The 24563-nt window shown below is 61.6% G+C and carries 21 protein-coding genes; 5 read left to right on the top strand and 16 right to left on the bottom strand.

The window, feature by feature from the left end:
- Nucleotides 1-125 precede the first annotated feature (125 nt).
- From VGN12_25100 to VGN12_25085, 4 genes are all read right to left on the bottom strand, one after another.
- Nucleotides 126-965, bottom strand: coding sequence for a mechanosensitive ion channel domain-containing protein (locus VGN12_25100; GenBank protein HEY4312752.1), 840 nt, complete (start codon nucleotides 963-965; stop codon nucleotides 126-128).
- 167 nt (nucleotides 966-1132) lie between these two features.
- The gene (locus VGN12_25095; GenBank protein HEY4312751.1) at nucleotides 1133-1375 is read right to left on the bottom strand and encodes a hypothetical protein; all 243 of its coding nucleotides are present in this window, start codon (nucleotides 1373-1375) and stop codon (nucleotides 1133-1135) included.
- Between the two features lie 40 nt (nucleotides 1376-1415).
- Entirely contained in the window at nucleotides 1416-1979 is a 564-nt protein-coding gene (locus VGN12_25090) for an RNA polymerase sigma factor (protein HEY4312750.1), read from the bottom strand.
- Between the two features lie 415 nt (nucleotides 1980-2394).
- A complete protein-coding gene (locus VGN12_25085) occupies nucleotides 2395-4107 on the bottom strand; it encodes a S1 RNA-binding domain-containing protein (GenBank protein ID HEY4312749.1) in 1713 nt (570 codons plus the stop codon).
- Nucleotides 4108-4299: 192 nt separating this feature from the next.
- Here VGN12_25085 and VGN12_25080 point away from each other — a divergent pair, with 192 nt between their 5' ends.
- From VGN12_25080 to VGN12_25070, 3 genes are all read left to right on the top strand, one after another.
- Nucleotides 4300-4881 carry a hypothetical protein gene (locus VGN12_25080; GenBank protein ID HEY4312748.1) on the top strand — a complete coding sequence of 194 codons (582 nt, stop codon included), beginning with the start codon at nucleotides 4300-4302 and terminating at the stop codon, nucleotides 4879-4881.
- 147 nt (nucleotides 4882-5028) lie between these two features.
- Nucleotides 5029-5517, top strand: coding sequence for a MarR family transcriptional regulator (locus VGN12_25075; protein ID HEY4312747.1), 489 nt, complete (start codon nucleotides 5029-5031; stop codon nucleotides 5515-5517).
- A gap of 113 nt (nucleotides 5518-5630) precedes the next feature.
- Nucleotides 5631-6569 (top strand): DMT family transporter, encoded by a 939-nt coding sequence (locus tag VGN12_25070; protein ID HEY4312746.1) that lies wholly within the window; start codon nucleotides 5631-5633, stop codon nucleotides 6567-6569.
- A gap of 47 nt (nucleotides 6570-6616) precedes the next feature.
- On the opposite strand, the gene VGN12_25065 is transcribed toward VGN12_25070, so the two are convergent.
- The 12 genes from VGN12_25065 to speA form a co-directional block, all read right to left on the bottom strand.
- Nucleotides 6617-7072 carry a hypothetical protein gene (locus tag VGN12_25065; GenBank protein HEY4312745.1) on the bottom strand — a complete coding sequence of 152 codons (456 nt, stop codon included), beginning with the start codon at nucleotides 7070-7072 and terminating at the stop codon, nucleotides 6617-6619.
- Between the two features lie 133 nt (nucleotides 7073-7205).
- Entirely contained in the window at nucleotides 7206-8330 is a 1125-nt protein-coding gene (locus VGN12_25060) for a site-2 protease family protein (protein HEY4312744.1), read from the bottom strand.
- A 142-nt stretch (nucleotides 8331-8472) separates the two neighbouring features.
- Nucleotides 8473-10683 carry a penicillin acylase family protein gene (locus VGN12_25055; protein HEY4312743.1) on the bottom strand — a complete coding sequence of 737 codons (2211 nt, stop codon included), beginning with the start codon at nucleotides 10681-10683 and terminating at the stop codon, nucleotides 8473-8475.
- 431 nt (nucleotides 10684-11114) lie between these two features.
- Nucleotides 11115-11582 carry a response regulator gene (locus VGN12_25050; GenBank protein ID HEY4312742.1) on the bottom strand — a complete coding sequence of 156 codons (468 nt, stop codon included), beginning with the start codon at nucleotides 11580-11582 and terminating at the stop codon, nucleotides 11115-11117.
- A 328-nt stretch (nucleotides 11583-11910) separates the two neighbouring features.
- Complete coding sequence (locus VGN12_25045; GenBank protein ID HEY4312741.1) at nucleotides 11911-12813, bottom strand: NAD(P)-dependent oxidoreductase; 903 nt, start codon at nucleotides 12811-12813, stop codon at nucleotides 11911-11913.
- Nucleotides 12814-12971: 158 nt separating this feature from the next.
- Nucleotides 12972-13613: a hypothetical protein gene (locus VGN12_25040; protein HEY4312740.1), complete on the bottom strand. Its 642-nt coding sequence runs from the start codon at nucleotides 13611-13613 to the stop codon at nucleotides 12972-12974.
- Nucleotides 13610-14668 (bottom strand): flotillin-like protein FloA, encoded by a 1059-nt coding sequence (gene floA, locus VGN12_25035; GenBank protein HEY4312739.1) that lies wholly within the window; start codon nucleotides 14666-14668, stop codon nucleotides 13610-13612. The genes VGN12_25040 and floA overlap by 4 nt, the downstream gene beginning before the upstream one ends.
- 196 nt (nucleotides 14669-14864) lie before the next feature.
- Nucleotides 14865-15440 carry an NfeD family protein gene (locus VGN12_25030; GenBank protein ID HEY4312738.1) on the bottom strand — a complete coding sequence of 192 codons (576 nt, stop codon included), beginning with the start codon at nucleotides 15438-15440 and terminating at the stop codon, nucleotides 14865-14867.
- Nucleotides 15441-15589: 149 nt separating this feature from the next.
- Nucleotides 15590-17803, bottom strand: coding sequence for an NfeD family protein (locus tag VGN12_25025; GenBank protein HEY4312737.1), 2214 nt, complete (start codon nucleotides 17801-17803; stop codon nucleotides 15590-15592).
- A 306-nt stretch (nucleotides 17804-18109) separates the two neighbouring features.
- Entirely contained in the window at nucleotides 18110-19318 is a 1209-nt protein-coding gene (locus VGN12_25020; protein HEY4312736.1) for a TIGR03009 domain-containing protein, read from the bottom strand.
- Between the two features lie 129 nt (nucleotides 19319-19447).
- Nucleotides 19448-20047, bottom strand: coding sequence for an HAD family hydrolase (locus VGN12_25015; GenBank protein ID HEY4312735.1), 600 nt, complete (start codon nucleotides 20045-20047; stop codon nucleotides 19448-19450).
- Nucleotides 20048-20182: 135 nt separating this feature from the next.
- Nucleotides 20183-22102 (bottom strand): biosynthetic arginine decarboxylase, encoded by a 1920-nt coding sequence (gene speA / locus VGN12_25010; protein HEY4312734.1) that lies wholly within the window; start codon nucleotides 22100-22102, stop codon nucleotides 20183-20185.
- A 269-nt stretch (nucleotides 22103-22371) separates the two neighbouring features.
- On the opposite strand from speA, the gene VGN12_25005 reads away from it, so the two are divergent.
- Both VGN12_25005 and VGN12_25000 read left to right on the top strand, forming a co-directional pair.
- On the top strand, nucleotides 22372-23259 hold the full coding sequence (locus VGN12_25005; protein HEY4312733.1) for a hypothetical protein: 888 nt from the start codon (nucleotides 22372-22374) through the stop codon (nucleotides 23257-23259).
- A gap of 243 nt (nucleotides 23260-23502) precedes the next feature.
- Nucleotides 23503-24219 carry a (Fe-S)-binding protein gene (locus tag VGN12_25000; GenBank protein HEY4312732.1) on the top strand — a complete coding sequence of 239 codons (717 nt, stop codon included), beginning with the start codon at nucleotides 23503-23505 and terminating at the stop codon, nucleotides 24217-24219.
- Nucleotides 24220-24563: the final 344 nt, after the last annotated feature.

Raw genomic sequence — 24563 nt, 5'->3', positions numbered from 1 at the left:
TGCTTTACCGCCGAGAGTCCCGTCCTTGGCTCTCGAGTTTTCTTGGTCCCACGAATCCGCAGAGTCGCGGGACCCGCACGCGGGGCTCTCCCATGTCGGGAGAATGCCCCACAGGTCCAAGCTGCTTACCGAACCGCCTCGGACAGCATCTTGGTATTCGGCACGCTGTGTCGGTTCAACAGGCCGTCCTCGTCGGTCTCGATGACCGTCGCGACCGGACCGACCTCACGCACCGTTCCCTCCATACCGCACACATGCACATGATCGCCGGCGTGCAACCGCTGCCGGGTGTAGTAGCCGGCCAGGATGCCTCCCATCACTTCCTTGCCACCGAGGCCCAGGGCCAGGGCGAACCCGGCCGAGACGGCGCCGAAGGCGATCAAGATCATGTTTTGCAACAACTCGAACTGGAACCCAAGCTGGTCGAAGGCCGCGATGAAGGTCATCAGGGCCAGCACGTAGTAGACGCCGTTGGCCAGGTGCTCGGCATAGGTGACGCCCACGCGATCCGCACTGGTCGCGACGACCCCGCGGAGGAAGGTGGCAATCAACAGGCCGATCACCACGACCACCGTGGCCACCAGCAGCTTGGGAATGTAACCGACCAAGGTTTCCATAGCCGTGGTCAACGTCGGCAGATCAAGAATGTTGAACGCCGCTGTGAGGAACACGCACATCGTGAGCCAGAACGTAAGCCGGCCGACGATCCACGACACGCTACGGTTGATCCCGACTTGGCGCATCGAGTCGAGCAAGCCGCTGCGCTCGGCGGCGGTTTGCAGGCCTAGCGAATCGCTGAGGGCCGAGGCCACGCGGTCCAGAATCCGAGCCGCGATATAGCCCGCGACCAATACGATCACCATGCCGACAACGTTGGGGGCTTTGTCGATAATCTGACCAAACGCGTGATTGAAGCTGCCGACGAGCGCATCGCGCCACGATTCGACGGTTTGCGGGAAGTCCATGATTGTTCTCCTCTTTCCGAAAATGTGATTGAGCTTGAGATTGTTGAGCGAACACGCAAAAGCTTTCGCCGTTTCGTTAGTACCACGCCGCGGAACCGCGGTATCTGTGCGGCGTGGACGAGCGAATTGTCGAGAGCGTTAATGCCTTGGATCGGGGCTACCGGCTTCTAGCGATGCTTTGACCGGTCGCCACGATCGTTGGGAAATCCTCCGGACAGTGTCAGGGCCGCCAGACCGACCACGGCCTGACCAAAATGCAAAATCGCGTACGGGACAACTTGGAATAAGAACTCGGTTATATGAACGCCCAGGAGCGTATCGTTGACGCGCTCGTGAACCTGGCGATCGAAATCGGTCGGCACCGGCGGCACGTCACGTTCGGCAAGCTGTTCGAAGATGTCAAAGCTCATGGCAGTCTCGAGAAAAGGTATCTGAAACCTTTTTTGTCGTTTAACGCATCGCGTCGCCGTGTTGTTGGTTGATCTTTTCGCGGGCGCGGCTGACTCGCATCTTGCACGCGCTCACGGAGAGATCGAATATCTCGGCCAATTCCTCGTAGCTGTAGCTCTCGGCGTATTTCAAAATCAGCAGCGCTCGATCTGTTTCGTCCAAACCCTCGAGCAGGGTCATCACGTCCATGCTCAAGTGATCGCTGTCAGGACGGGTGCCCGGCGCGTCGAGCTGGTTGCCGACGGCCGTGGTTTCGTGCCGTTGCCGGCGGCCACGTCCGCGCCGAATCGCCAGGCAGGTGCGTACCGCGATGGCATGCACCCAGGTGGCATATTTCGATCGGCCGTCGAAGCGCGTGCGATGGAGAAACAGTCGGACGAAGACTTCCTGCGCGGCATCGTGAGCGTCGGCTTCGTTGCCCAAAAGTCGGTAGCAGATCCGCCAGACACGCTGGCGAAAACGCTCGACCAAGGCGACGAACGCCGGCCCATCGGAGCCCTCGCGGGCTGCCTCTGCGGCCAAGGCCTCATCGGTTTGCTGCAAAACGTCCAAGACTGCTTCCACACGTGCGCGCCCTGTGTATTTGGCTGTCGCTCGGGGTCACTCCTGTCCACACGACGTTAGTAGCCGCCGAGGCAGGGCGCAGTCACAAGAAAGAAATGGATTGCTATTCGCGGCGGCAACCCCTGGCCGCCTAAGAAGATGTAGCTCACCTTGGCCGCCGGCCCCTCAATCAAATCCTAGGGGGCCTTGATGGGTCAAGGCGAGTTAGCAGGCCGGGGCAGCCCCGCGAGCGATACCGGGGCTCGTAGACACCTTCGGAGGACGTCCGGTCAATCGGGAATATGCCGGATTTAACGCGAAATGGGGTCGGCGAACTCAAAAGGGGGCGAGGCGCGCGTAAGTGGACGCCAGGATCGTGACTTTCCCGATCTGAACTTCGATGCGCGATGGGTGGAACATCGCCGGCGCTACGCGCTCACCACTTCAGACCGAACGCGTCGCCGCCGGAGCCTTTTCCCACGCCCCCTTTAAGCGGCGTCTTGCGCTTGCTGATAATCGGTGGTGGCGCTTCCTCAGGCTCAGGCTCTTCCTTCTTCACTGGTCCCGGACGCGCGGCCAGCGCCTTCATCGACAGGCCAATGCGTTGCTGGTCGGCGTCGATCGACTGCACTTTGACGTCGACCGTGTCCCCTTCCTTGACGATGTCACCCACGCGCCACACGCGCTGATGCGAAAGCTCGGAGATGTGTACCAGTCCCTCGACGCCCGGCTCTAACATCACGAACGCGCCGAATTCCATAATCTTCGAGACAGTGCCGCGCTGCGTCGTGCCGACCGGGAACTTGCCCGCGACGGTCTTCCAGGGATTCTCGGACAGGTCACGCAATGCCAGGCTGATCTTGTGCGTATCGGGATCGATTTTGCGAATCAGCACCTTGACGGTTTGCCCGAGCTGCAGGATGTCGCCCGGGTGCTTGACGCGTTGCCACGAAAGCTGGCTGACGTGCAGCAGACCATCGACGCCACCGAGGTCGACAAACGCGCCAAAGGCCTGCAGGCTGCGCACGATCCCTTCGCGCACCTGACCTTCGGCCAGCTCGCTGAGCAACTGATCCTTGGCGGCGGCCTTTTGACGCTCGACGACCGCTCGCCGGCTGAGCACCAGGTTGCCGCGTTCGGCGCGCGCTTCGGTGACCACGGCCGGAAATTTCTGTCCGACGAATTGTTCCAGATCTTCGACGCGATAGACGTCGATCTGGCTGGCCGGGATGAAGGCGCGAATGTTATTCACTTCGCATTCCAGGCCACCCTTGTTGTGGCCGGTCACGCGAGCTTCGACAACGACGCCTTCGCGGATGTCGCCCCAGTTAGCGGCCACGATGGCCGAGTTCGGCAGCGTGAGTTGATAAAGCCCTTCTTCACCGTCGAAACGATTGACGACGACTTCGATCGTCTGGCCGACCTGCGGAGCCTCGGGGAATTGTCGCAGCGACAACACGCCCTGGTTACGTCCACCCAGTTCGACGAACACGTCGTCGTTATGGATCGAAACGATGTTCGCCTGGTGCCGTGACTCGGGCTCCAGGTCGGCGGTCGCGGCTGTCTTCTTGCCCGGCTCGAGCACGTCGTCGAGCGATAGCCCACCGAGCGCTTCGTCGAGTTCTTGCTGTAGCTCTGGGGATAACTCGGCGCGAATACTGGGGACCGGTGTCTTTGTGACCCACGTCGTAGACGCGGGCGCGGGGGAACGCTTGGGCGGAGCCGGCGTCGCTGGCGCAGCAGTTGGAGCTGGCGCGGGTGGGCTCGCTGGAGTATCGATAACGTCGGTGTGGGCGGCCGTCACGGGCGTGGTGTGCGGTGCTTGTGAAACGTCGTGCGAAGTTTCCGTCGATGCACTCGCGGCAATGGGCGGTGCCGTCGGCGCCGACTCTACTGTGGGGCCGTCTGCTGGCGCGGCCCCTGGTTGTGCGACGGGCTTTGGCTTCGGACGCGGCGCTAGAGCCGGCGGAACGCGCGGGCGCTGGATGCGGCTCCCGGCGCGCTGCGATCCAATCGCAATCCGCGGCGGCGCGGACGTGGGATTCGTCGGCGGTGGGGCGCTGGCTGTGGTCGATGTTTCGACGTTCGCCGCTGCACTGGAAGGAACAGATGCGTCGTTCGGCTGGGGATCGGGTTGATCGCTACTCATCGCTCTGTCATCTTGGCAAAGGAATTGGCCAATTGGGCCATCGACCGCGGACCTGCGCCGCCCGGTAAAGAGGGGACATTCTACCAGCACAAATCGGCGCAAGGTAGCCAGAAGCGGGGCCAAATTAGCGGTTCGTTTTTGCCGCCGTCGCCCCCGCGGCACGCCCCCTGTCACAGTAATAAGGCGACCAAGATGAGCTCTTTTGTTCCGCCGAACTACAACGAGCTAGTGGCCCGCCTGGTCGATCGCACGGAACTAAACGACTTGGGGCCCGGCATTCGGGATCGGTCACGTCACGACGAGCTCGCGGCCCTGACCGTTGAGCAGCTTGTGGCGCCCCGCCCCGTTCGGGACCCGCAGATGGCCGAGGCCTGCCTGGCCGGCCTGTGGTTGTTGCATGATTTTCTGGACGAGTCGCACGAGATCAGTCAATCATTGGCGACCATCGAAGGAAGTTATTGGCATGGCATCATGCACCGTCGCGAGCCAGATTACGAAAATGCGAAGTATTGGTTTCGCCGCGTGCCGGCGCACCCCATTCACGACGAACTGACCATCGCGGCGCGTGACGTTGCCGCGGCGGCCGATGGGGACGATCAAGCACAGTTCTTGCGCACGCAGAAGCAGTGGGACGTGTTCAAGTTTATCGACTTGTGCCGGGCTGCCGCTGGTGGGCGCTCGACCAGCAAAGAGATTTGCCAGCGGGTGCAAAGTCTGGAGTGGCAGATGCTTTTCGCTTATTGCTGGCGGGGCGCCGGCGGTGAGCGGCCCTGAATTGCCGCGAAATCGTCGACCTAATCCCGCTATCGCGGTTGCTACCCCCACGACGGGTCCAGGCGGTATTTGCTTGTACGGCATTTTCAGGACGTCTAGAATATAAGTTCCAGGCTTGGCAATTCTCATTCGACCGCAGGACCGTTGATGCTCGACTATGATTTTGAGAACAGCGTAGGGTATTGGGTATTCGCCACTGCGCATGCCCTGAGCTGCGCGATGAATGAAGAGTTGGCGGCGCACGGTATCACGTCCCGGCAGTGGGAAGTCCTGGCCTGCATCTCGCACGATGGCGAGCTATCGCAATCCGAGCTGGCCGAGCGGATGCACATCGAAGCGCCGACATTGGTCGGTGTACTCGACCGTATGGAGCGCGACGGTTGGATCGTGCGCGTGACGGATGAAAGCGATCGCCGTCGCAAATTGATTCGCCCCACGACCCGTGCCGAAGAAGAGTGGGCCCGCATGGTCGCTTGCGGCCTGGCGGTTCGCGCTCGTGCCACTCACGGTTTGAATGAGGACGAGTTGCGCAAGCTGCGCGAAACGCTGAAGACGATGTGCGAAAACATGCACGCGCTTGTCAGTGGTCGTGTGGCTATGCCGGGCGGCCAGCCGGTTAATGGGGCCTCGGCCTAAGCCGGGCTGCAAGCCGGATTCGGGACTACTGCTGACGCGGCTTTCTATTCGGGGCTCAATAGCCTTGTACTCGCTTGCCCTGCCGCAGTGCGCGCGGCCACACTGTGATCATTATGGCGCAAGCATCTCGCACCGACGGCACACGTTGGTCCGGTAAGACGTTTGGCCGACTTTGCGTCATTGCGGCGGCGCTGCTGTGGAGCACGAACGGCCTGTTCGTGAAGTCCCACGTCTTCGACGATTGGCCGCAGGATGTGCGCGGCACGTTATTGGCATTCTGGCGCGCGCTATTCGCCGGCATGTTATTACTGCCTGCCGTGCGTAAGCCGCGGTGGGATTGGCGGCTGGTGCCAATGGCGCTGGCGTTCACGGCGATGAACGTCACGTTTCTGCAATCGATGACCCTGACCACGGCCGCGAACGCGATTTGGCTGCAAAGCACAGCTCCCCTGTGGGTCTTCCTCTTTAGCCTGACCTTGTATCGCGACGCACGCGATTCGCGCGATCTGGTACCGCTGGTGTGCGGGCTGGCGGGGGCGGCCGTGATTTTGTCGTTCGAGCTGCGCGCCAACAGCCTGGAATCGCGCGCCGGTGTCGGCGTAATGCTGGGCCTATTGTCCGGCGTTGCTTACGCCGTGGTTGTCGTCTCGATGCGGACACTGCGCGGGCATGCGGGGCCGTTTCTGGTGGCCCTCAACCATTTGGCCGCGGCGGCGCTCTTGGCGCCGTATTTTTTGTTCGTCGCCGAACCGGTCAGCGGTTATCAACTGTTGGTGCTGGCGGCGTTCGGTTTGTTCCAGATGGGCGTGCCGTATTTGTTGTTCGCTCGCGGGCTGCGCGAAATTTCGGGGCAGGAGGCAGCGGCACTGGCACTCTTAGAGCCCGTACTCGTGCCGATCTGGGTCATGCTAACGCCCGGCGGCGAGCGGCCAGCCTGGTGGACGGTGGCCGGCGGCGCACTGATTCTCACCGGTTTAGTCGTGCGCTACGTGCAAACGAAACGGACCGCTGATGTGGAAATGGCCAACGAGCAGAGCGCAAAGCCGGAGTGAGTTAGCAAACGATTTCGACGTTTCGCGCTTACGCGGTTTTGACGGATTTAACGCAAACGTAAAGAGTAGTTCCCCTGGTAATTCTTCTTCACGTTTTCATCGGAGTCTATCTCGAATTCGACCGTTAAGTCTGGCCGTTGTAAAGGGCTGACGTTTTCCAAATCCTCATAGACCACCTCTTTGATCTGATCGATGGTTCCGTCCAGCGAGCGATCATGAATATCCGAATCCTTCTTGAAGAAGACGTATGCGCGAAACTTCGTTTTTCCTTCAACTAGTAGGTGAAGGTCGACGAGCTGAAACTTCTTCTTGACTCGACGTTTGATTGCTTTTATCGCGCTGTAGAGCCAGTTGGACTCTCTCCTCATTGCTTGCATGGCGCGGGCAACTTCCTGCTCGCTTGGGCCATGTTGCCCGCGACTGTCACGCGAATTCCGACGATTGCCTCCCCGAAGCAAGAAGGCAAGCAGGGCACGGGCCAATTGTAAGAGCAAGAAGAGCATCCGTGGAGATCGTTGCTGTCGAATGACGCAAGAATGATCGAACGCAAAGCACCTCGTAATATGGCACTGGCCATCCGGCTTTCGTTCGCCATTTAAACCGACGCACGACGCCACAGAGCATCGCTACGATTCGTCAGTTTCCGATCGCGCTGATCGGATTCGGCGCCAGGCATAAGACCGGGATTGCCAGCGACGCTAACCCCAGAATGCGGCGCCCCCAGCCGAGTTCAACCTGGTCGTTGGCCGTCGGCGGATGTTGCACGCCGATCATCGTGACCAAGAAAAGCATCACGAGCCAGCCGTACACCCCGGCGAAAAAAATGAAACAGACCGCGGCCACGACCACGCCGCGCGCCAGCCAAAACGACCCGCGGCCAAACAGCGAATACGAAACGTGTCCGCCATCGAGCTGACTGATAGGCAGCATGTTCAAACCGGTAATCAGCATGCCAACCCAGCCGGCCATTAGTAGAGGATTGATTGCCAGCTCTTGGCCGGGGAGCAACTCGGGATGCAATTTCTGCATCATCAATTTAAAGAGCAGCGGGTCTTGTAGATGGTAATCATGGGGATCGAACTTAAAGTTCATCGGGATGGGTATGGCCTGCTGAATGCCGATCCAGGCGATAGGTAGCGCCACCAGCAAACCGGCCAGCGGACCGGAAAGGCCAATGTCGAAGAGTTCCTTGCGGTCCGCTTCGGAACCTTGCATGCCAATGACGGCGCCCATCGTTCCCAACGGCGTGAACGGCATGGGAATAAAAAAAGGCAAGCTGGCCGGCACCCCGTAACGCAGTGCTTGCAGGAAATGCCCCATCTCGTGCGCAAGCAGGATGGCCATCACGGCCGACATGTAGATGAATCCGTCTTGCCAGCGACCGATAAGAACGACGCCATCGGCCACGCCCCCGAACTGCGGAAAGACGCGATTCACGAAGTCATGCCGCATGAACTGGATGTTGGGCGAGCTACCGGCCCAGAAGGTCGCGACGCAGGTCAGCCCGAACAGCAACAAGGGCGCCAGGATCTGCTGCCGCGTTCGCGACCGATAGCGCCGTCGCGGCGGCGGCGGTGGAATGTCGATCGCGGGCGTCGGGGTCGACGACATGACCGTAATCGTGCCGGGGATGGGATAATGCGGCTGGTCAGCGAGCGGGTCGTGGGGCGTGTCCATTGAGGCAAACTGAATGAGGATTACGGTGGGGAGCGAACACTGATCCGTCGCGCTGTCCGCCGCGCGTAGCTTACCAGTAATCATACGTCGCGACGACGGCCGAGGATCGTCCCGGCGAGCCGGCCAAACCGGTGTGACGGTGTCCCGGGCCGGCTTTTTGCGGCACTCGTTGGCGCCCGCTGCAAGCGAGACACACTGGGTGGCGATCGCGCGAACGGCCGATCTTTCACGCGGGGTCTTGGACAGACAGCTTCTTATATTGCCCCGAACACCAGCGCGGAATGTCGTTCTTGTACCAGCGCGAGAACCAGCTTTCGCTGGGGCCGCCGGGCAGGTTCGTCCACGCCTCGGGTGCTTGCACGTCGGCGACGAAATGATACGACGGCGCAAAAGTGGTTTCGCGCGTCGCCGAGCGCAGCAGGTGGCCTTGGAAGGGGGTCGCGTGGCAGCCGGGCATCGGCATGTCAGGCGTATGCAATCCCAGCGTGCGACCGACGAGCTGCCCTTCAAAAAAGCGATTCGTAAAGCTGAAGGCGTTGGTCACGCTCCACGGCTGGTCGGCTTCGCCCGCGAGCGCCGCGGCGGCTTTCCGGATCAATTGCCCTTTATCGCGCCCCTCCCACCACAGGCTGTCCGCTTTTGTCAGTAAACGATCAATGCTGGTAATGACCGGCATCGCGAAACCGACACGCGAACATAAATACAGCATGCGCCGCCAACCAAGTCCGCGATGCTGACCCGTGTCTCCGCCAAAAACTTCCAGCAGCACGTTGCGATAGAGACGCGAGAAAAGGGTCGCCTCGACGCAGTGCGGGTCGTAGTTGCACTGCCAGGCCGAAAGCCGACTCTTGATTTCGCCGTCGGGAAGCTCGGGCAAGAACACTTCGAGCAAATCGCGCGCTTGCAAACTGACGACGTCATATTGCAAGGCTTGCATGTCCTTCAGTGTCGCCTGATCGAGAGCAGCCAGCCGTTCCTCAATGCGTCGCTTGCGATAGTCGGGCACCGGTAACGTCACGAGTGATGCGCCATTGGCGCTCAGCAGTCCTTCGTTCGCGCTCGATACGTAACCTCTCGGTGGATCATAGACGCGTGGCAAGAGATCTGTCGGCATCCAGCCTTGCCAGTGATTCGATTCGTCCCAGGCCGGAATCGGCAACAGCCCGCTGTGTCCATTGCCGCGCACGGGAAACCGGCCATTCGCCTGTCGGCCGATGTGCCCTTCGTGGTCGGCGAGGATCCAGCACAGTGTCGGCTGCGGACATTCGCGCACCAGGTCCATTGCTGACTGTGTCGTGGTGCAGCTCACCAGCTCGAGCCAGGTTTGCATGCAGCGTTCGCCGCCGCCGGAATCGCCTGTCCAAGCGGTCAGCAATTGGTACCCTTCGCCAACCTGATTGGGATCGCCGTCCAGCGTACCGATCGAGTTGTAGTAGACGTTCAGGCGCTCGGGCTCGCCCCCTTTGCGTAAGATCTTTTCTTCGCGGATTCGAAAGTCGAGCCACTTCTCGCCGCGGCGATATTGCCAGCGTCCTTCTTCGCCGATGCGGCAATCCTCGATGAAGTAATCGCTCGTGTCCCCTTTCAGATAAGTCACGCCCCAGGCCAGCCGGCTGTTGCGAGCCACGGCGAAAAACGGGCAGCCTGGCAGCGTGGCCCCCATGAGCCAATCGTCGTCCCACCGCAGCACGGCTTCGTACCACAGGGCCGGCAGGCGATTAACCTCCAGATGCGGGTCCGATGCGAGGAGGGCGCCGCCGGAAGCACTGCGCGACGGCGACACGGCCCAGGCATTGCTGCCCGCTAATCTTGGCAGGTCGGTCAGCAGCTCGAGCGCTTCGTCCGAGAGGCGATTCGAGATTTTGATCTGCGACAGCAAATCAAAATCCGCCTGATCCAGTAGCGGCTCGAAGAGCTCTCGCAAGCAATCGCGGTCGACGCCGGTCTGAATGAGCTCGAGCAGAATGCGCTCGTTTTGTTGCTGCCCGACGGCCAAGCCGCCAAAGGCCAGCAGATTGCCGATCAAGAGCACCGCTTGTTGATTCCAGGGATGCATCTGGAAGCCGGTCGCCCACATCGGCAGCGAGCGGCCGTACTGCTTCATGCCGTCGTTGACCCCTTCGCAATAGGCCGTGACGTTGCCGAAAGTGACGTCGTCGAGCCGTTGCACGTCGTGCTCGAGATTCAGAAACAGCCCGGCACGGCGGAAGAAGCGATCGGTTTCGAGCAGCTCAGGCTTGTCGGCAATAAGTTCGGCCGAGCGGCCACTGGCCACGGCGTGGCCAAACAGCATTTGCGTCGGTCGGTCGACGGCGTGCAGAAAGCCCAGGCCGTACAGGGCGCTCGGGAAAGAGCTGGCGGTGATGTGAGGGACGCCGTTCTCGTCGCGCGCCGCGGTGAACCGCCGTCGAGGATTCTTGATCCGTAGGGGCTTCATGGATGCGGACAAATGCGGGAACGGTCCGGGACCATCAAGTCTAGCACCGCCCTCGGCGCGAGTTCAGCGGCGTCCGCCGAACGCCGCACGCGAGGGCACAACGAAGCAACACGCGCGACGGGGCAATAGACACTGCGGCCGTCGCGCAAGCGCCCCCCCTTTTTTGAGAATGCGAAGAACTCGGGTTAAGACTAACCCTTGCGGTGCCGGATCTTCGACCGCATGCGGCGCTTTTTCCGACCCACCTTGCGTCGCCCTTTTCCCGTTTTCTTCGTTCCCACGCGTGTCTCCGAATCAAGAAGTTGGTGCGTCCGAGAACCTTGCCCGGCGTATCAAGTACGCTCCGGGGGCAGAGGTTCATAAGGACAAATCATAGCAAATCGGCGGAGGCTCGCTCAAGGGCGTCGCAAAGGGCTACTATTCGCGGCTTTTCATTCATTTTCGGCCGGGGCACTCCAACGCCGCGAGTCGTCCAGCGAGTGCCGGATCAACACCAGCAGGGCCCCCGGATCATAGGGCTTGCGGACGAAATATTGGCAGCCCGCGGCCCGCGAGCGGCGAATGATATCGGGGCGTACCATGCCGCTGAGCAGGATCACCGGCGTGCTGGCGGTAGCTGGTGCGTCGGCGAGTTCCTGGCACAGCGAAAAGCCGTCGATGTCCGGCAGGCGAAGATCGAGGATGATCAGGTTCGGCCGGTCGCGGTGGGCGGCCGTGCGCCCCTGGCTACCGGTTCCGGCCAGGCTGACTCGGAAGCCCTGCTGACGCAACTGGGATGACAAGGCCGAGACGATCGCATCTTCGTCGTCGATGATGAGGATCCGATCCGCCTCGGTCGCTGTCAGTTGGCAGGTCAAAGTCTGATGCATGGCCTCGGGTGGGTGTTCGGTGACTGGCATGATCGGATTGCTCGACGGTTGCGGTCCGCGGCGGGGCGAGCGGACCAAGGTAGGACGCTAGGTCGCTCTTGCAAATCGTGGGGCGCCACAACGGGTCTAGTGTCGTGGCAAGGCGCAAGAAACGGGGTAGGCCAACATCCGGCGAAGCCGTGCAACACTAGGTCGCCGTTGGCGGCGGTCAAGAGTTACCGCGAAACGATCCGAAATCAGCCAATCAACCGCGCGGAAAGTTCGAGTTTGACGATTGTGCCGCGTCGGTGTGGGCCGGGAAGTGCAACGGCGCAAGGTTATACGGTAACTTTCGCGATACCAAGCCTTGGATATCGCCTTAGCGATTCTTCCAGTCGATGCCTGACATTGATGCCAGGGCCAACTCCAGCGCGTGCGTGCCATCGCGCGAATGTCCTTGCGCGGCCAGCGCTATGTACAACTGGTGCCCAAGCGCCAAACCGGGCATGCACAGGTTCATCCGCTTCGATTCCGCAAGCGCGATTCCCATATCCTTGATGAAGTGCTCGACGAAGAAGCCGGGATCGAAATTGTTGGCGATAATTCGCGGTCCAAGATTCGACAGCGACCAACTGCCGGCAGCGCCCGGCGCAACGGACTTTAGCACGGTTTCCAGGTTCAGCCCCGCGCGGTAACCGTAAAGCAGCGCCTCGCAGACGCCGATCATGTTCGTGGCGATCAACGTCTGGTTGACCATCTTCGTGTGTTGGCCGGCGCCGGGCCCGCCCTGATGAATGATCGTCTTACCCATCGCTTCCCAGCAGGGACGCAGCGATTCGACGATCGGAGCTTCGCCGCCGATCATGATCGACAGCCGAGCCTCGCGAGCCCCCACGTCCCCGCCCGAGACCGGCGCGTCGACACTGTACACACCACGTTTGCTGGCGGCCGCGGCGATCTCTTCGGCCAGCGATGGCTCGCTGGTGGTCATGTCGACCAGGATATTTCCGGCCTTGCTGCCGACGAGCGTTCCCTGGGCGCCCAGAACCACTTCCCGGACGTCGCTGGGGTAGCCGACGATCGTGAAGATGACGTCCGAGTTTTCGGCCACGCTCTTTGGCGTGTCCCCCCACTTTGCACCTTTCGCCAATAGTGGTTCGGCTCGCTGACGAGTGCGGTTGTACACGGTGACGGCAAAGCCGCGATCGAGCAGATGCCCGCACATGCTCGACCCCATCACGCCGGTGCCGATCCATCCCAAACGGGTCTTACCTGGTGCGATTTCGGGAATTGCCATTAGGTGGTTCCTCTGCGGTCGATTGCGGGAAGCGGGGCGTGCGCGGCACGCGACCAATGAGCCTGTCGCCGGGAGTATAACGGCACAGCGGGGGCGTGTCATGGAGCGAGAGCCGGATGCTGTCCGCGCTCGAAGCCGCCGGCTTACCAGCGCTCTTCTGGTCGGCGGAGGATTTCGCTGACGATGATGGCGTCGCGAATGGTTTGCGGGTCGCGCAGCAATGCGGACACGCGATCGGCCGGTACATCGGCCAGCTCACTGGTCGCGGTCTGGACATCGCCAAGCGAGCCGACGTTGTGACCAAACACCTGAGTGAGATGCGATTGCATGGCCGCTTCGGCCTGCTCGACTTCCTTCGGTTGCACTCCACCGAGGTGGCGCGAGCCGATCGAAGCGGAGAGCGTCGGTGCGAGCGTGCGCGGCGTATTCGACGGTTGTGTGGTCTCGGCCACAGCTGCGCCGGCCCGCCGCGCTTCGGCGGACCCTGGCTTGCGCACGACCGACGGAGGCTGCGGCGGCATGGCAGGCGCAGGGGTGCGGGTGGTATGTCCCGAACGTTGCTGTGCGGCACGGCGCAGAAACTCGCTCACCTCGTCGTCGACTCGCTGCTTGTCGGCCGGCGGAGGGGGCGGATTAACGCGCGCCTGTTGCCGCGCTTTGGCCTGTCGGGCCGCCGGGGATTCGCCCCCCAGCAACCGGTTCAGCACCCACACGGCGAACATCACGGCCGGGACGAGGAACCTTAGCCATTCGACGTCGGCCCATAGCGGGGCGAATGCGATCATGATTGCGCCTTCTGGCCATTGCGGGCGGGCGTTCCGCTGCCGGCGATCGCGGTTCGCATTTCGGTGTCGGCCTGCACGTTGCGCAACTTGTAATAGTCGAGGATTCCCAGCTTGTGCCCACGAATGGCGTCGGCGATCGCCTTGGGCACCTCGGCGTCGGCCTCGACTAGCTTGGCGCGGCTTTCCTCAATCTGGGCGATCATTTCCTGCTCTTGCGCCACGGCCATGGCGCGGCGCCCTTCGGCGTTTGCTCGCGCCACGCGCATATCTGCTTCGGCCTGATCGGCCTGCAGGCGGGCGCCGATATTGTCGCCGACGTCGATATCGGCAATGTCGATCGACACGATCTCGAACGCTGTTTGCGAATCGAGACGGCGGGCGAGCACTGCCTTCGAGATACGGTCCGGGTTGGCCAGCACCTCAAGATGTGTTTCGGCCGAACCGATGGCGCTGACGATGCCTTCGCCGACGCGGGCGATGATCGTCTCTTCGGTGGCGCCACCGATCAGTTGTTGCAGGTTGGCCCGCACAGTGACGCGCGCCTTCACTTTGAGCTGAATACCGTTTTTCGCGACGGCGTCCAAGGTTTGACGCGCTGACCCGCGCGGCGGGCAGTCGATCACTTTCGGGTAAACGCTGGTCTGTACGGCTTCGAGCACGTTGCGCCCGGCCAGGTCGATGGCTGTCGCAAGTTTGAAATCGAGATCGATTGTCTTGGCCTTGTTGGCGGCGATGATGGCGCGAATCACTAGCGGGACGTTTCCGCCGGCCAGGAAGTGCGCTTCGAGCGCTTTGCTGGTGATGCCCGTCGACTCGCCCAGGCCGGCCTGCACCGCCATGATCTTGCTGCGCACCATGACCGTCGGGTTGACCTTGCGAAAGGTCATGCCGAGCAAATCGAAGATGCCGATGCCGGCGCCGGTCGTTACGCTCTGCACATAGAGACGAAAATAACGGGCGAAGATCGCAAAGAAGATCAGGCCGCCAATGAGCATGGCGAACAGGATCACGATCCAAATCACGTTACCAACCTCGGCCTGGCCCAAGAGCGCCATGTCTGTCCTCAAATGACGGGCGGATTTCTCCGCGGTTTCATCGCGCACTGTGGGCGCGGTACGATCAATTGTAGCGGCGCATTTGTGCGCGGGTGTTACCCCCCGATCGCTTGGGGGTTTCACCCGGCCGAGGAAGCGAAGCAAACCGACGTTTTACGCCGGGAAAATCGCGGGATTCCTCGGACGCAACCCGCTATCAGGCAAGGGGATCGTCGAATGGGTCCAGGCCGATCGATTCGATCGACTGGTCCAGTTCGGCCGGATGAGTCTCGACGTGGGGTCGTTCTTGAGTTGGTCGGACAACGACGCGGGTGCCGCGCACCTCGACGACCTTCACCCAACTGCCGGCCTCGATTGCCATCCCTTCGCTGAGGGCGTCGACGATCGTGCCTTCGATGTCGACGGCGCCGCTGGGAAGCATCAGGGTCCGCGCCTTGCCGAGCTTTCCGACCAACGCCTTCAAGTTTCGTCGCTTGTCGCTATCTGGCAGGAAGTCGTCCCCTTTGGGAAGGGGTAACAGGATGCGGCGCCCCATGGGGGTTTTGGGCCATAACTGCAGTGCGAAGATTAGTCCCGCCGGAACGGCGAACACGGCAAGTCCAAGGAAGCCAACGCCCGACCAGGGACCGTGCCGAAAGGCGAGATAAACGGCGGCCAGCATCGAGGCCATCGACATGAACCCCAGCAATCCGCCCGAGGGGACGAACACCTCGAGCATCGCCAGCGTTAAGCCAACGGCCAGCAAGATGGCGGCCCACGACAGATAATCCATATTCCTGTCTCGGTCGCGGCCCGCCGCGTTGCCGCGGAGGCGGCGTGTTGTGTCGCTCGATGGAAGTGACTCGCTGCCCGTCTAGTACAGCCGAAGTTCGCGGCAAACGTCAAAATTTCAGTACGTGGCGCGAAGGGCAAGAAAGAATTTTACGCCACCTGACGCACCAAGACCCGATTACCCCGCACCTCGACGACGCGCACCGGTTGGTTTCTTTCGATCACCTCGCCATCGGCGATCACATCGACCAACTCGTCGCCTATCTGCGCCTTGCCGCTGGGTAGCAGCGGCGTCGTCGTAACGCCTTGCATTCCTACTAGATGCTCAAATCTCGCGACCGCCTCGCGCTGGTGAATCACGGACAGTTCCTCAGGCGTTGGGGGGGCGAGCATCATGCGATTGAACATCGGCGCGTGCGGCAAGTACCGGTTCATCAAAATCGCCAGTGCCACGACCCCGGCACCGACCGAGGTCAGGGCTAGCAGGCTGTTGCGCAACTGCGCAACCTGGTACGCGTTGCGCGGCAGCACGAAAGTCTGACTGGCCAGCACCAAGGAAACGATTACGAGCAACCCACCCGCAAGTCCGAACACGCCTACGCCCGGCAAAACGAAAATTTCGAGCATCAGGCAGACCACGCCGGCCAAAAACAGCAACACCTCGAGCCAACCTGCCGTACCGCCTAAATAGGCGATCCAGAAGTAAAGCAGGAAGCAGAGGGCCGAGATCAATCCGCCAAGTCCGATGCCCGGGGCCTGAAGCTCCGCGTATAGAGCCGCGCCTCCGACCAGCAACAACAACCAACTGATGCCCGGCGAATTCAAGGCGTCGATCAAGATATGGGCCCAGCTCGGCTCGACGAGCGCCGGGTCCCCTTCGAGTCCGTAGAGATTCTTGAGCTCTTCAAAGTCGCGAGCCAGATAGCGGGCCACGCCGTATTGTTCGGCTTCCTGGCCGGTAAGTTCCAGCGGCTGACCGCGGTGTCCGATCTCGGCCCCTTGTTGCCAGCCATCGGCATCGCCTTGCGCGGCGAGATCCTCGGGCGTGAAATAGTCGATTAAAGCGTCGCGCACACGGGTATAGCGGTACACCGTGACCGAGGGATCGATCATTGCTGCGGCTATCGCCGGCGCGCGCCCCTTGCGTTTGGCAATGTCACGGAGCGAGCCGGCGATCAACTTTACATCGACGTCATCGGCGAGCATGTCCCCTCGGCCACCCAGCGTCGCCTTCGGATGCATTACGATCTGATCGGCCGCCAGGGCGATGAACGCCGCGTCGGCGCGCGCGGCGTTGGGAATGTAAGCCACGGTGCGCCGCTCGCCCGGATCGAGGCTCGTTAGGAAGTTCGCCAAGTTGATACTGTCGGTCGCCGAGCCCCCTTCGCTGTCGATCCACAGGCAAAAGAAGTTGGCGTCGTGATCTTGTATCTGGTTTTGGATCAGGGCCTGCGTTTGTTCGGCCAGCTTTGACGTGATCGGTCCACGGATATCGATGCGGACCGGTCGCCAGTCACCGTCGAGCGAGGGATCGGCCTCGACCGCTTCGCGCGGCAGTCCGAGCGCCTTGGCAACGTCCGCACGGCTGGCCGCCAGGCTCTTCACGAAGCCCAGCTCCCAGGCCCGATTGCCGGTAAAGATGCCGGGCTGCCCGGCTGGCTTGATGACCTTTGGCTTCTCGAACGACTTCTGCTTGCGCAGCTCGTCGAGTCGCGAGGCCAGCGCGTACTCGCGGCTGACGTCGGTCTCGACCATCACCAGCTCGACCGCTGGGTCCAGTAGCGCGAGCGCCACGTCGCTGGGGATGTTCATCCGGCGATTGGCGATGCCGACGTAGGCGTTGCGCACCGAGGGCTCGATGACCTTTTCGTACTCCCCCGCCTTGCCGATCTCGGCCTCGGGGCTCATCACGATTTCGTCACAGGCCATCGCCACGAGCACGGCATGCCCGCTGATCGTCTTGGGAATCCAGGCGACGGTCGTGGCGCCGTTCAGTGCGGGGCCTGACAGGAAGTTCGCCAAGTCATAAGCCTCGCCGAAATTCGCCCGGCCGGGCTCGATCTCGAAAATGAACACCGGCCATTGCCCGGCCCGCTTAGTCTCGGCTAGCACCGAGTCGACGACCCGGCGGATTTGATTGTCCACCTTGTCGGTGATGGGCATGGGAACGCGCACCATGCGCCCCGCGCGCCGTTCAGGGGCAGGAACTGCGGCCGCCGGTGCCTCGGACTTGGCCTCGTTGGCACCCTCTTGGGCGAGGGCCACCAGCGGCATCGAGCCATAAAAAGCGAGGGTGAAAACCGCAGCCAGGAGTTGCGCCAACACCTTGGCCTTCGCCGGCCACCGAAGAGGGCAACGACGCAAAAACCAACTCCATTCGATCGACGGCGGTCGCATGATTGTCGCGCACAAAGTGTCTCGTCAAAGCAGCGTAAGTATTTACGCACTTTGGCCTTTGGCAACGGTAGATTATAGGGGTTCGGAGGACCGAGTCAATTCAGCGAACGGCCGTCGAGGGCGCAGGAAGGCACCCGCGCAAGGGTAAAGATTGATGGCATAAGGCGATCGGTGAGCGGACACGAACTTAAATCGCCAACGCGATCAGACGGACAGCCACGACCGGTCGCTTTTGCAGCGCGGGTAACTCACTGTTCACGGGCGAGCAAAGCGCTATTTAACCGCGGGCGCTCTTGGTGGCGCCGCCTTCGCGCGAGCGTCGGCCGTGGGGGCCTGGGGAGGCTGAGCGGATGGCGTTGCCCCGGCAGGGGCCTCTTCGACGACATGCTGCCAACCGAGCGGCGTCGTGGGGCGACTGAAGAAGCCTTTGATCTGGTCCCACGTTCCATTGACCTTCGTCGTTTCGAAGACGTAGACCTTGTGAATTTGCGGATTGGGATCGAACAATCGCAATGCCACGGGGAGCATCGTCTTGCTATCCAGGATGACCTGCACGTGATGAAAATTGGCCGCGTCCTGCTGCCAGCGTGGCCAGGCTTCGATCCAGATTTGGTTCTTTTCTTCGGGCGGAGTAAAGATGCGCATCACGTATCGCTGCTTCATCGCTTCGGCCTGAGCGCCGAAGACAAACGGTAGCGGACCGTTCGCGATCGCCTTGCCCTGCAACTCTTTGGGGAGCCGGTACTCTTTCAGCTTCTTCTGCTTAACGTCGAATTCGTAGATTGCCAAGCCATCGCACATCCAGCGTTCCTCGCCCCCTTTGGTCATTTGATATGACCCCTTATCGGGCGAGGCGAATTGAATCGTCCCTTCGCACCTGCGTTTTTCCCTCGGCGGCTCGCCTGGAGCAGCTTTCGGTCCGAACACGGCGTCGTACTCGAACATCGTGAAGGTGGTCGTCAAGACTTTGATCGATTCGCTCTTCTGTTCCCACGCGGCCAGAACCTGGTCGAGTTCCGCCTGCTCGGCCGCTGACAATGCGGGGCCGGGTTGCGGTCCGGTGGGGGGCTGCTGCCGACCCGGTTGAGCTTGGCCGGGGCCGGGGAGTGGCTGCTGATGTTGCGCCTGTTGCACGCGAGTTGCCGGGGCTGCCGCCGCCGTTGCGGGGGCACGCATTCCGGGCTGCTGTGGCTTGTTCGACGGTGCCTTCCCAGGTTGCCCCTGGTGGAGCGCCGCCGACGGGGGCGGCATGGCACCCTGCCGTGGAGCGCCGGCGATCGGCCCTTGTGGCGCCGCTTTGCGAGGGGCGCCGGCGGGAGCCTTCGCCCCTGACGCCTGCGTGGACGTCATTGGTGGAATTTGCACGCGCGGAGGATTCGTTGTCGGGGCCGTCGCATCGCCCTCTTGCCCGCGAGCTGCGGACGCCAAGAAGGCCGAGCTGCCCAATGCCAATCCAACAAGCATCTTGCGCGGCAAAACCATGTGTCGATGTCCCTTCAAGTGACGGACGAGAACGACGGTACGCCTGGACATTCGCGCAAGGACTGCAGCACTGCCCTGGAGACCGTCGCCGAAGCGGGCGGGGATTCTAACAACAACCGCGGAAGGGACCTAGAGCGATTCGGCAAGCCAGGCGAGCAAATCGGTAGCCTGATCGAACGAGGATAAGCAATAGTCGGCTTCGTCGGCGCCGTGCGCTGCCAGCGGAGGGCCGCCGGCCGTGTACAGGATCGTGCGTACTCCGGCACGGTTGCCCGCTTCGATATCAAAGCGAAAGTCGCCGACGAGGGCTACTTGCGATGGCGCGAGTCGCCAGCATTCGCAAATTCGCCAGATTGCCGTTGGGTCGGGCTTGGCCGGTGCGTCCTCGCGGGCCACGACGGTATCGAAATCGAGAGCCAGACGTTCAATGGTTGCCAGCGTCACGGCCCGCGCGTTGCGCGTGAAGATCGCGCGATGAAGGCCACGCTCGGCCAGGGTCGAGAGAAACGCCGGCACGCCAGGCATCAGCGTGGCCCGGCTAGCTCCGGCCCATTCATGGCGGGCCAGGATCGTACGGCAGCGCTCGGCGTCGGGTTCCGGTAACGCCTCGATTGCTTCAAGCAGCGCCAAGCCCGGGGGTAATTGCATTTCGCGCCGCATGGCCTCGAAATCGAGGCCCGAGTCGACCAGCGTGCCGTCCAGGTCGAAGATCACACCGCGCACAGACATGACGAGAATCGCTGGCAGTGGGTGGATTCAATGCGCGTCGGACGCATGCACCGGCGACGACTAACGATCTAAGCAGTCAATGGCATGACGCTTTTGCTTCGCTCTTCTCACCGCCCGCTGCCGACTGCCGACTAATTAAGAGTCGCGCGCGTCTTCCAGGTAGGTGTAGCCTTGCAGGCCATCTTCGTAAAAACGAATCAGCCGGCCGGCTTGCTGGAAATCGAGGCGATTTTCCCGCACGGCCATTTCGACATCGTTGCGGAACTGGCGGACCAGATCGTTGGGGTCCCACTCGACGTAATCGAGGACTTCGCGAACGGTATCTCCCTTGATCACGGTTTCGAGCACGACCTCGCCGCTGTCTCCCAGGCTGACATGCACGGCGTTGGTATCGCCGAACAGGTTATGCATATCGCCAAGAATTTCCTGATACGCGCCGAGCAAAAATGCGCCGAGGAAATACGGTTCGCCATTGAACGCGTGCAGTGGTAGCGTGCGCTTCACATCACGGCGATCGATGAACGAGTCGATCTTGCCGTCCGAGTCACAGGTGATGTCCCCCAGCACCGCATGATGCGTCGGCTGCTCGTTCAGCCGGTGGATCGGCATCACGGGGAACAACTGCTTGATGGCCCAACTGTCTGGCATCGACTGGAACAGCGAGAAATTGCAGAAATAGGTCTCGCTCAAAAGCGCGTCCAAACCGAGCAGATCCTCGGGCACGAAGTCGAGTTGCCGGACCAGCCGCTGCATCTTACGGCAAATCGCCCAGAACAAGTTCTCCGCCAAACTGCGCTGATCGATGGGCAAGTAACCGCCGCTGAACAGGTTCATCGCCATGTCGAGCGCTTGCTGCGCGTCGTGATAGCTCTCCAGCAGGTTGCGAGCCGTGAGGTTATTGAGCGCGCCGTAGAGGTCGATGATCGGCTGCTCGGCCTCGGCCGGCGGCTCGCTCGGTACGTCGCTCTCGCCCAGGCCCGACACGCCCAGCACATTGAAAATCAAGGCGCTGTGATAGGCGACGATGGCTCGGCCGCTTTCCGAGACGATCGTCGGATGAGGCACGCCGGCGTCATCACAAATGCTTTGAATGTGATACACGACGTCGTTGGCGTATTCCTGCAGCGAGTAATTGACGCTCGATTCGAAGTTGGTCTGCGAACCGTCGTAATCCACTCCCAGGCCGCCGCCGACATCCATGTACTCGAGCCCCGCGCCGCGGCTGTACAACTCGGTATAGACGCGGGCCGCTTCGTTCAGCGCTTGCTTGATGTGGCGAATGTTCGGAATCTGGCTGCCCAGGTGGAAATGCAGCAGCTTGAAGCAATCCTGCATGCCGCGCTGCTTGAGCTCTTCAAGCGCGCGCAGAATCTCGGTAACCGTCAGTCCAAATTTGGAGCGGAAGCCACCAGAACCCTGCCACCGGCCGCCGGCCTTGGCAGCCAGCTTCACGCGCATGCCGATCTGCGGGCGGACGCCGACCTTGGCGGCGTACTCCAGGATCAATTCCAACTCGGTGTATTTCTCGACCACCGGGATGACGCGGCGGCCGATCTTCTGCGCGAGCATCGCCATCTCGATGAACTCGGCATCCTTGAAGCCGTTGCAGATGATCGGTGTGTCATTCGAGGCCAAGGCCACGACCGCCAATAGCTCGGGCTTCGAGCCGGCCTCGAGCCCGAAATTAAATGGGCGGCCGAAGTTCAGCACTTCTTCGACCACCTGCCGCTGCTGGTTGACCTTGATCGGGTAGACGCAGAAGTAGTTGCCTTTGAACTGGTGATCCTTCATCGCCTGCGCGAAGGCGCCATGAATCTCGCCCAGCCGGTGCTTGAGCACGTCAGCAAAGCGGACCAGGATCGGCAGGTCGATGCCGCGAAGTAGCAGCGAGTCGATCAGCTCTTTGAGATCGATCGAACGCTGCGGATCCTTCGTCGGATGGACGTGCAGATGTCCCGTCTGATCGACGGAAAAATAACCCGCTCCCCAGCGCCCGACATCGTATGTATCCGCGGCGTCGGACACGGTCCACGGTTTCACCTGCTGGTCCAGCATCGGCAGTAGTCTCCCGACAGAGAAAAAATCGACGAATACCGTATCTTATACGAGTTTGTCCCAGCGTCGAGGCGGATTCGTAGCGGAGGAGGCGTTAGAATCGCTGGCAGGCCGCCGGGCAGGCGTCGACACCGCGATGCTCGCCCGCTTGCTCGTAAGGACGGCACGAGAAAAACACTAGACGTATTGTCGGTTTTCGCCAGCTCGTGCCGGGCGCCCTTGCGCCGGCGCGAAACAAGCACGACGATGCTCGAACAGGAATTTTGGCCGTGATCGAAGTCAATTGGACTGCCAGCACTGCGGCGAGTGCTTACTACACGGCGAGCGTCCTCGCGCGGGCTGGGGTGCCGGTCGACGGCCGGCTCTCTCAAATACTGGCGGCGCCCACCGCGGCGCTGGCTGCGGGGATCACCGAGGCGGGGATTTCGCCTGACGAGTTCTGGCGGCAAATCGTGCCGTTGGCGGCCGAAATCGAGGATCATCGGGAACTGGCCGGTCAGGCATTCTTGCGGTCGACCGGGCATCCGCCGACCGACGAGGTCGTGACACAACTTGCCGAACAATTGCGCGCGCTCCGAGAGGTCTTTGAAGAAGCTGTGCCGGATGTTCAGCGGCAGCTTACCTTGCGGGCCGGCCCGCTGCGTGAGTTATGGGAAGGCCGGGGCCCGGGGTTGTTGGCGGCGATCGGGCGCATGACGGATCGTGGGTTGATCGTCGAGCGAGCCACGGCATTACCCGTCACGCCGATTTCCGGCGGCGGCGGTGATGCGTATGCGGGGCACGGCAAAGTAGCGATCGAGGCAGTGTTGGCGAATCCTCATCCTGACCTGCCCGAGGTTGCGCGGCTGGGATGGCTGATCGCGCGGTTAGGGTGCGAGCTGCCAGGGTTTGGCAGTGCTGTTTCGAAATCGCGGCTGCCTTGGATCGTGAGCGTGGCCATGATTTCACCGGCGCTCGCGGCAGCGGAATATGTCGAACTGGCGCAGCTGAATCCGTCGACGCTGCAACGCGCTTTGCAAGTCTGGCATGTGGTTGAACCGTCCCAGGTCGATGACACGGCCGCGATGCTCGACCGTTGGTGGCGCACCTATCAAGAAGAGCGCGTTCCGTGGGGCGTGGCACTGGCCGCGCTTGACCAAATACTGGCGGCCGATTGAGAGGGGGGAAACGAGCCACCGAGAACACAGATAAGTGCGGGACGCCAAATGATGAATAATCGGGCGTCGCGAGGGCTTTCTTGCGGTGGATTCCCCGATTCGTGTCGTTCTGTCATTTCTCTTATTCGCGGTTTCCCTTGTCGTAAATCTGTTCGATCTCTCTGTGATCTCGGTGCCCTCGGTGGCTGAACCGCTTTTCGCCCTGTTTCGCGCTCGCCACTCGGCTGTTACGATTTAGCCGCCATGAAGCTTTCTCTTTTCGTCACTTGTCTGGGAGACGTGTTGCGGCCCGAAGTCGGTCGCGCCACCGTGCGCCTGCTGCGCCGGCTGGGGCATGAAGTCGATTTCCCCAGCGAGCAGACGTGTTGCGGGCAGCCGTTTTACAACTCAGGCTTTGCCGACCTGGCACGCGATCAGGCCAAACGCACGATCGATGTCTTCGACAATGATCGCATGGTGGTCGTGCCGTCGGGCTCGTGCGCAGCGATGGTCAAGGTCGAGTACCCGCACCTGCTCGCGGATGACGAGCATTGGCACGCGCGGGCGAAAGAGCTGGCCAGCCGCACCTTCGAGCTGGCTGACTTGATGGTGAACTTGCTGGGCGTCGAGGACGTCGGCGCTCGCTACCAGGGTAAGGTCGCCTACCACTACGCTTGTCACTTGCGTGGACTGGGACTGGCGGGTGAGGTCGAGCGATTACTGGCTCGCGTCGAAGGGCTGACCTATGTTGGCATCGATCGCCAGGATCAATGTTGCGGCTTCGGCGGATCATTCTCGGTCCGCTATCCGCAGATCTCGACGGCGATGGTCACCGACAAGGTGAACTGCATCACAGCGACCGGCGCCGATGCTGTGGTTTCGACCGACGCCGGCTGCCTGATGAACATCGGCGGCCGCCTGCGACGCCTGGGCCGCACAATCGAAGTGCTGCACCTGGCCGAGATTCTCGAGCGGCGATGAGACGGAGTGGAGCTCGGAATGCGAAGTGATGAGTGATGAACGGGAAAGGCGCTTTCGCCCGGCGATTCATAGATGGGGGCAAACACACTAGCCCGCAGCGCCAGCGAGGGTTCTTTGTCGGTCATGGGTCGCGAATGCAAATGGGAGGGTGCGTCTGTGACGCACCAGGATTTGTTTATCCGCAGATTGCGCCGATTTTCGCCGATTAGAAGCCAGGGATCAGAAGAGTGGTGTGTCTCGGACACACCCTACAAGTACTTAGAAAATCCGGCCACGAAAAGTGCGAAAAGGCACCAAGAGAAAGTTAGGGAACTGTGCCTAGAGAATTCTCTGTGGCCTCGGTG

Source organism: Pirellulales bacterium (genome assembly GCA_036499395.1).
GTDB lineage: Bacteria > Planctomycetota > Planctomycetia > Pirellulales > JACPPG01 > JACPPG01.
This window is presented reverse-complemented; position numbering and strand designations above follow the sequence as displayed.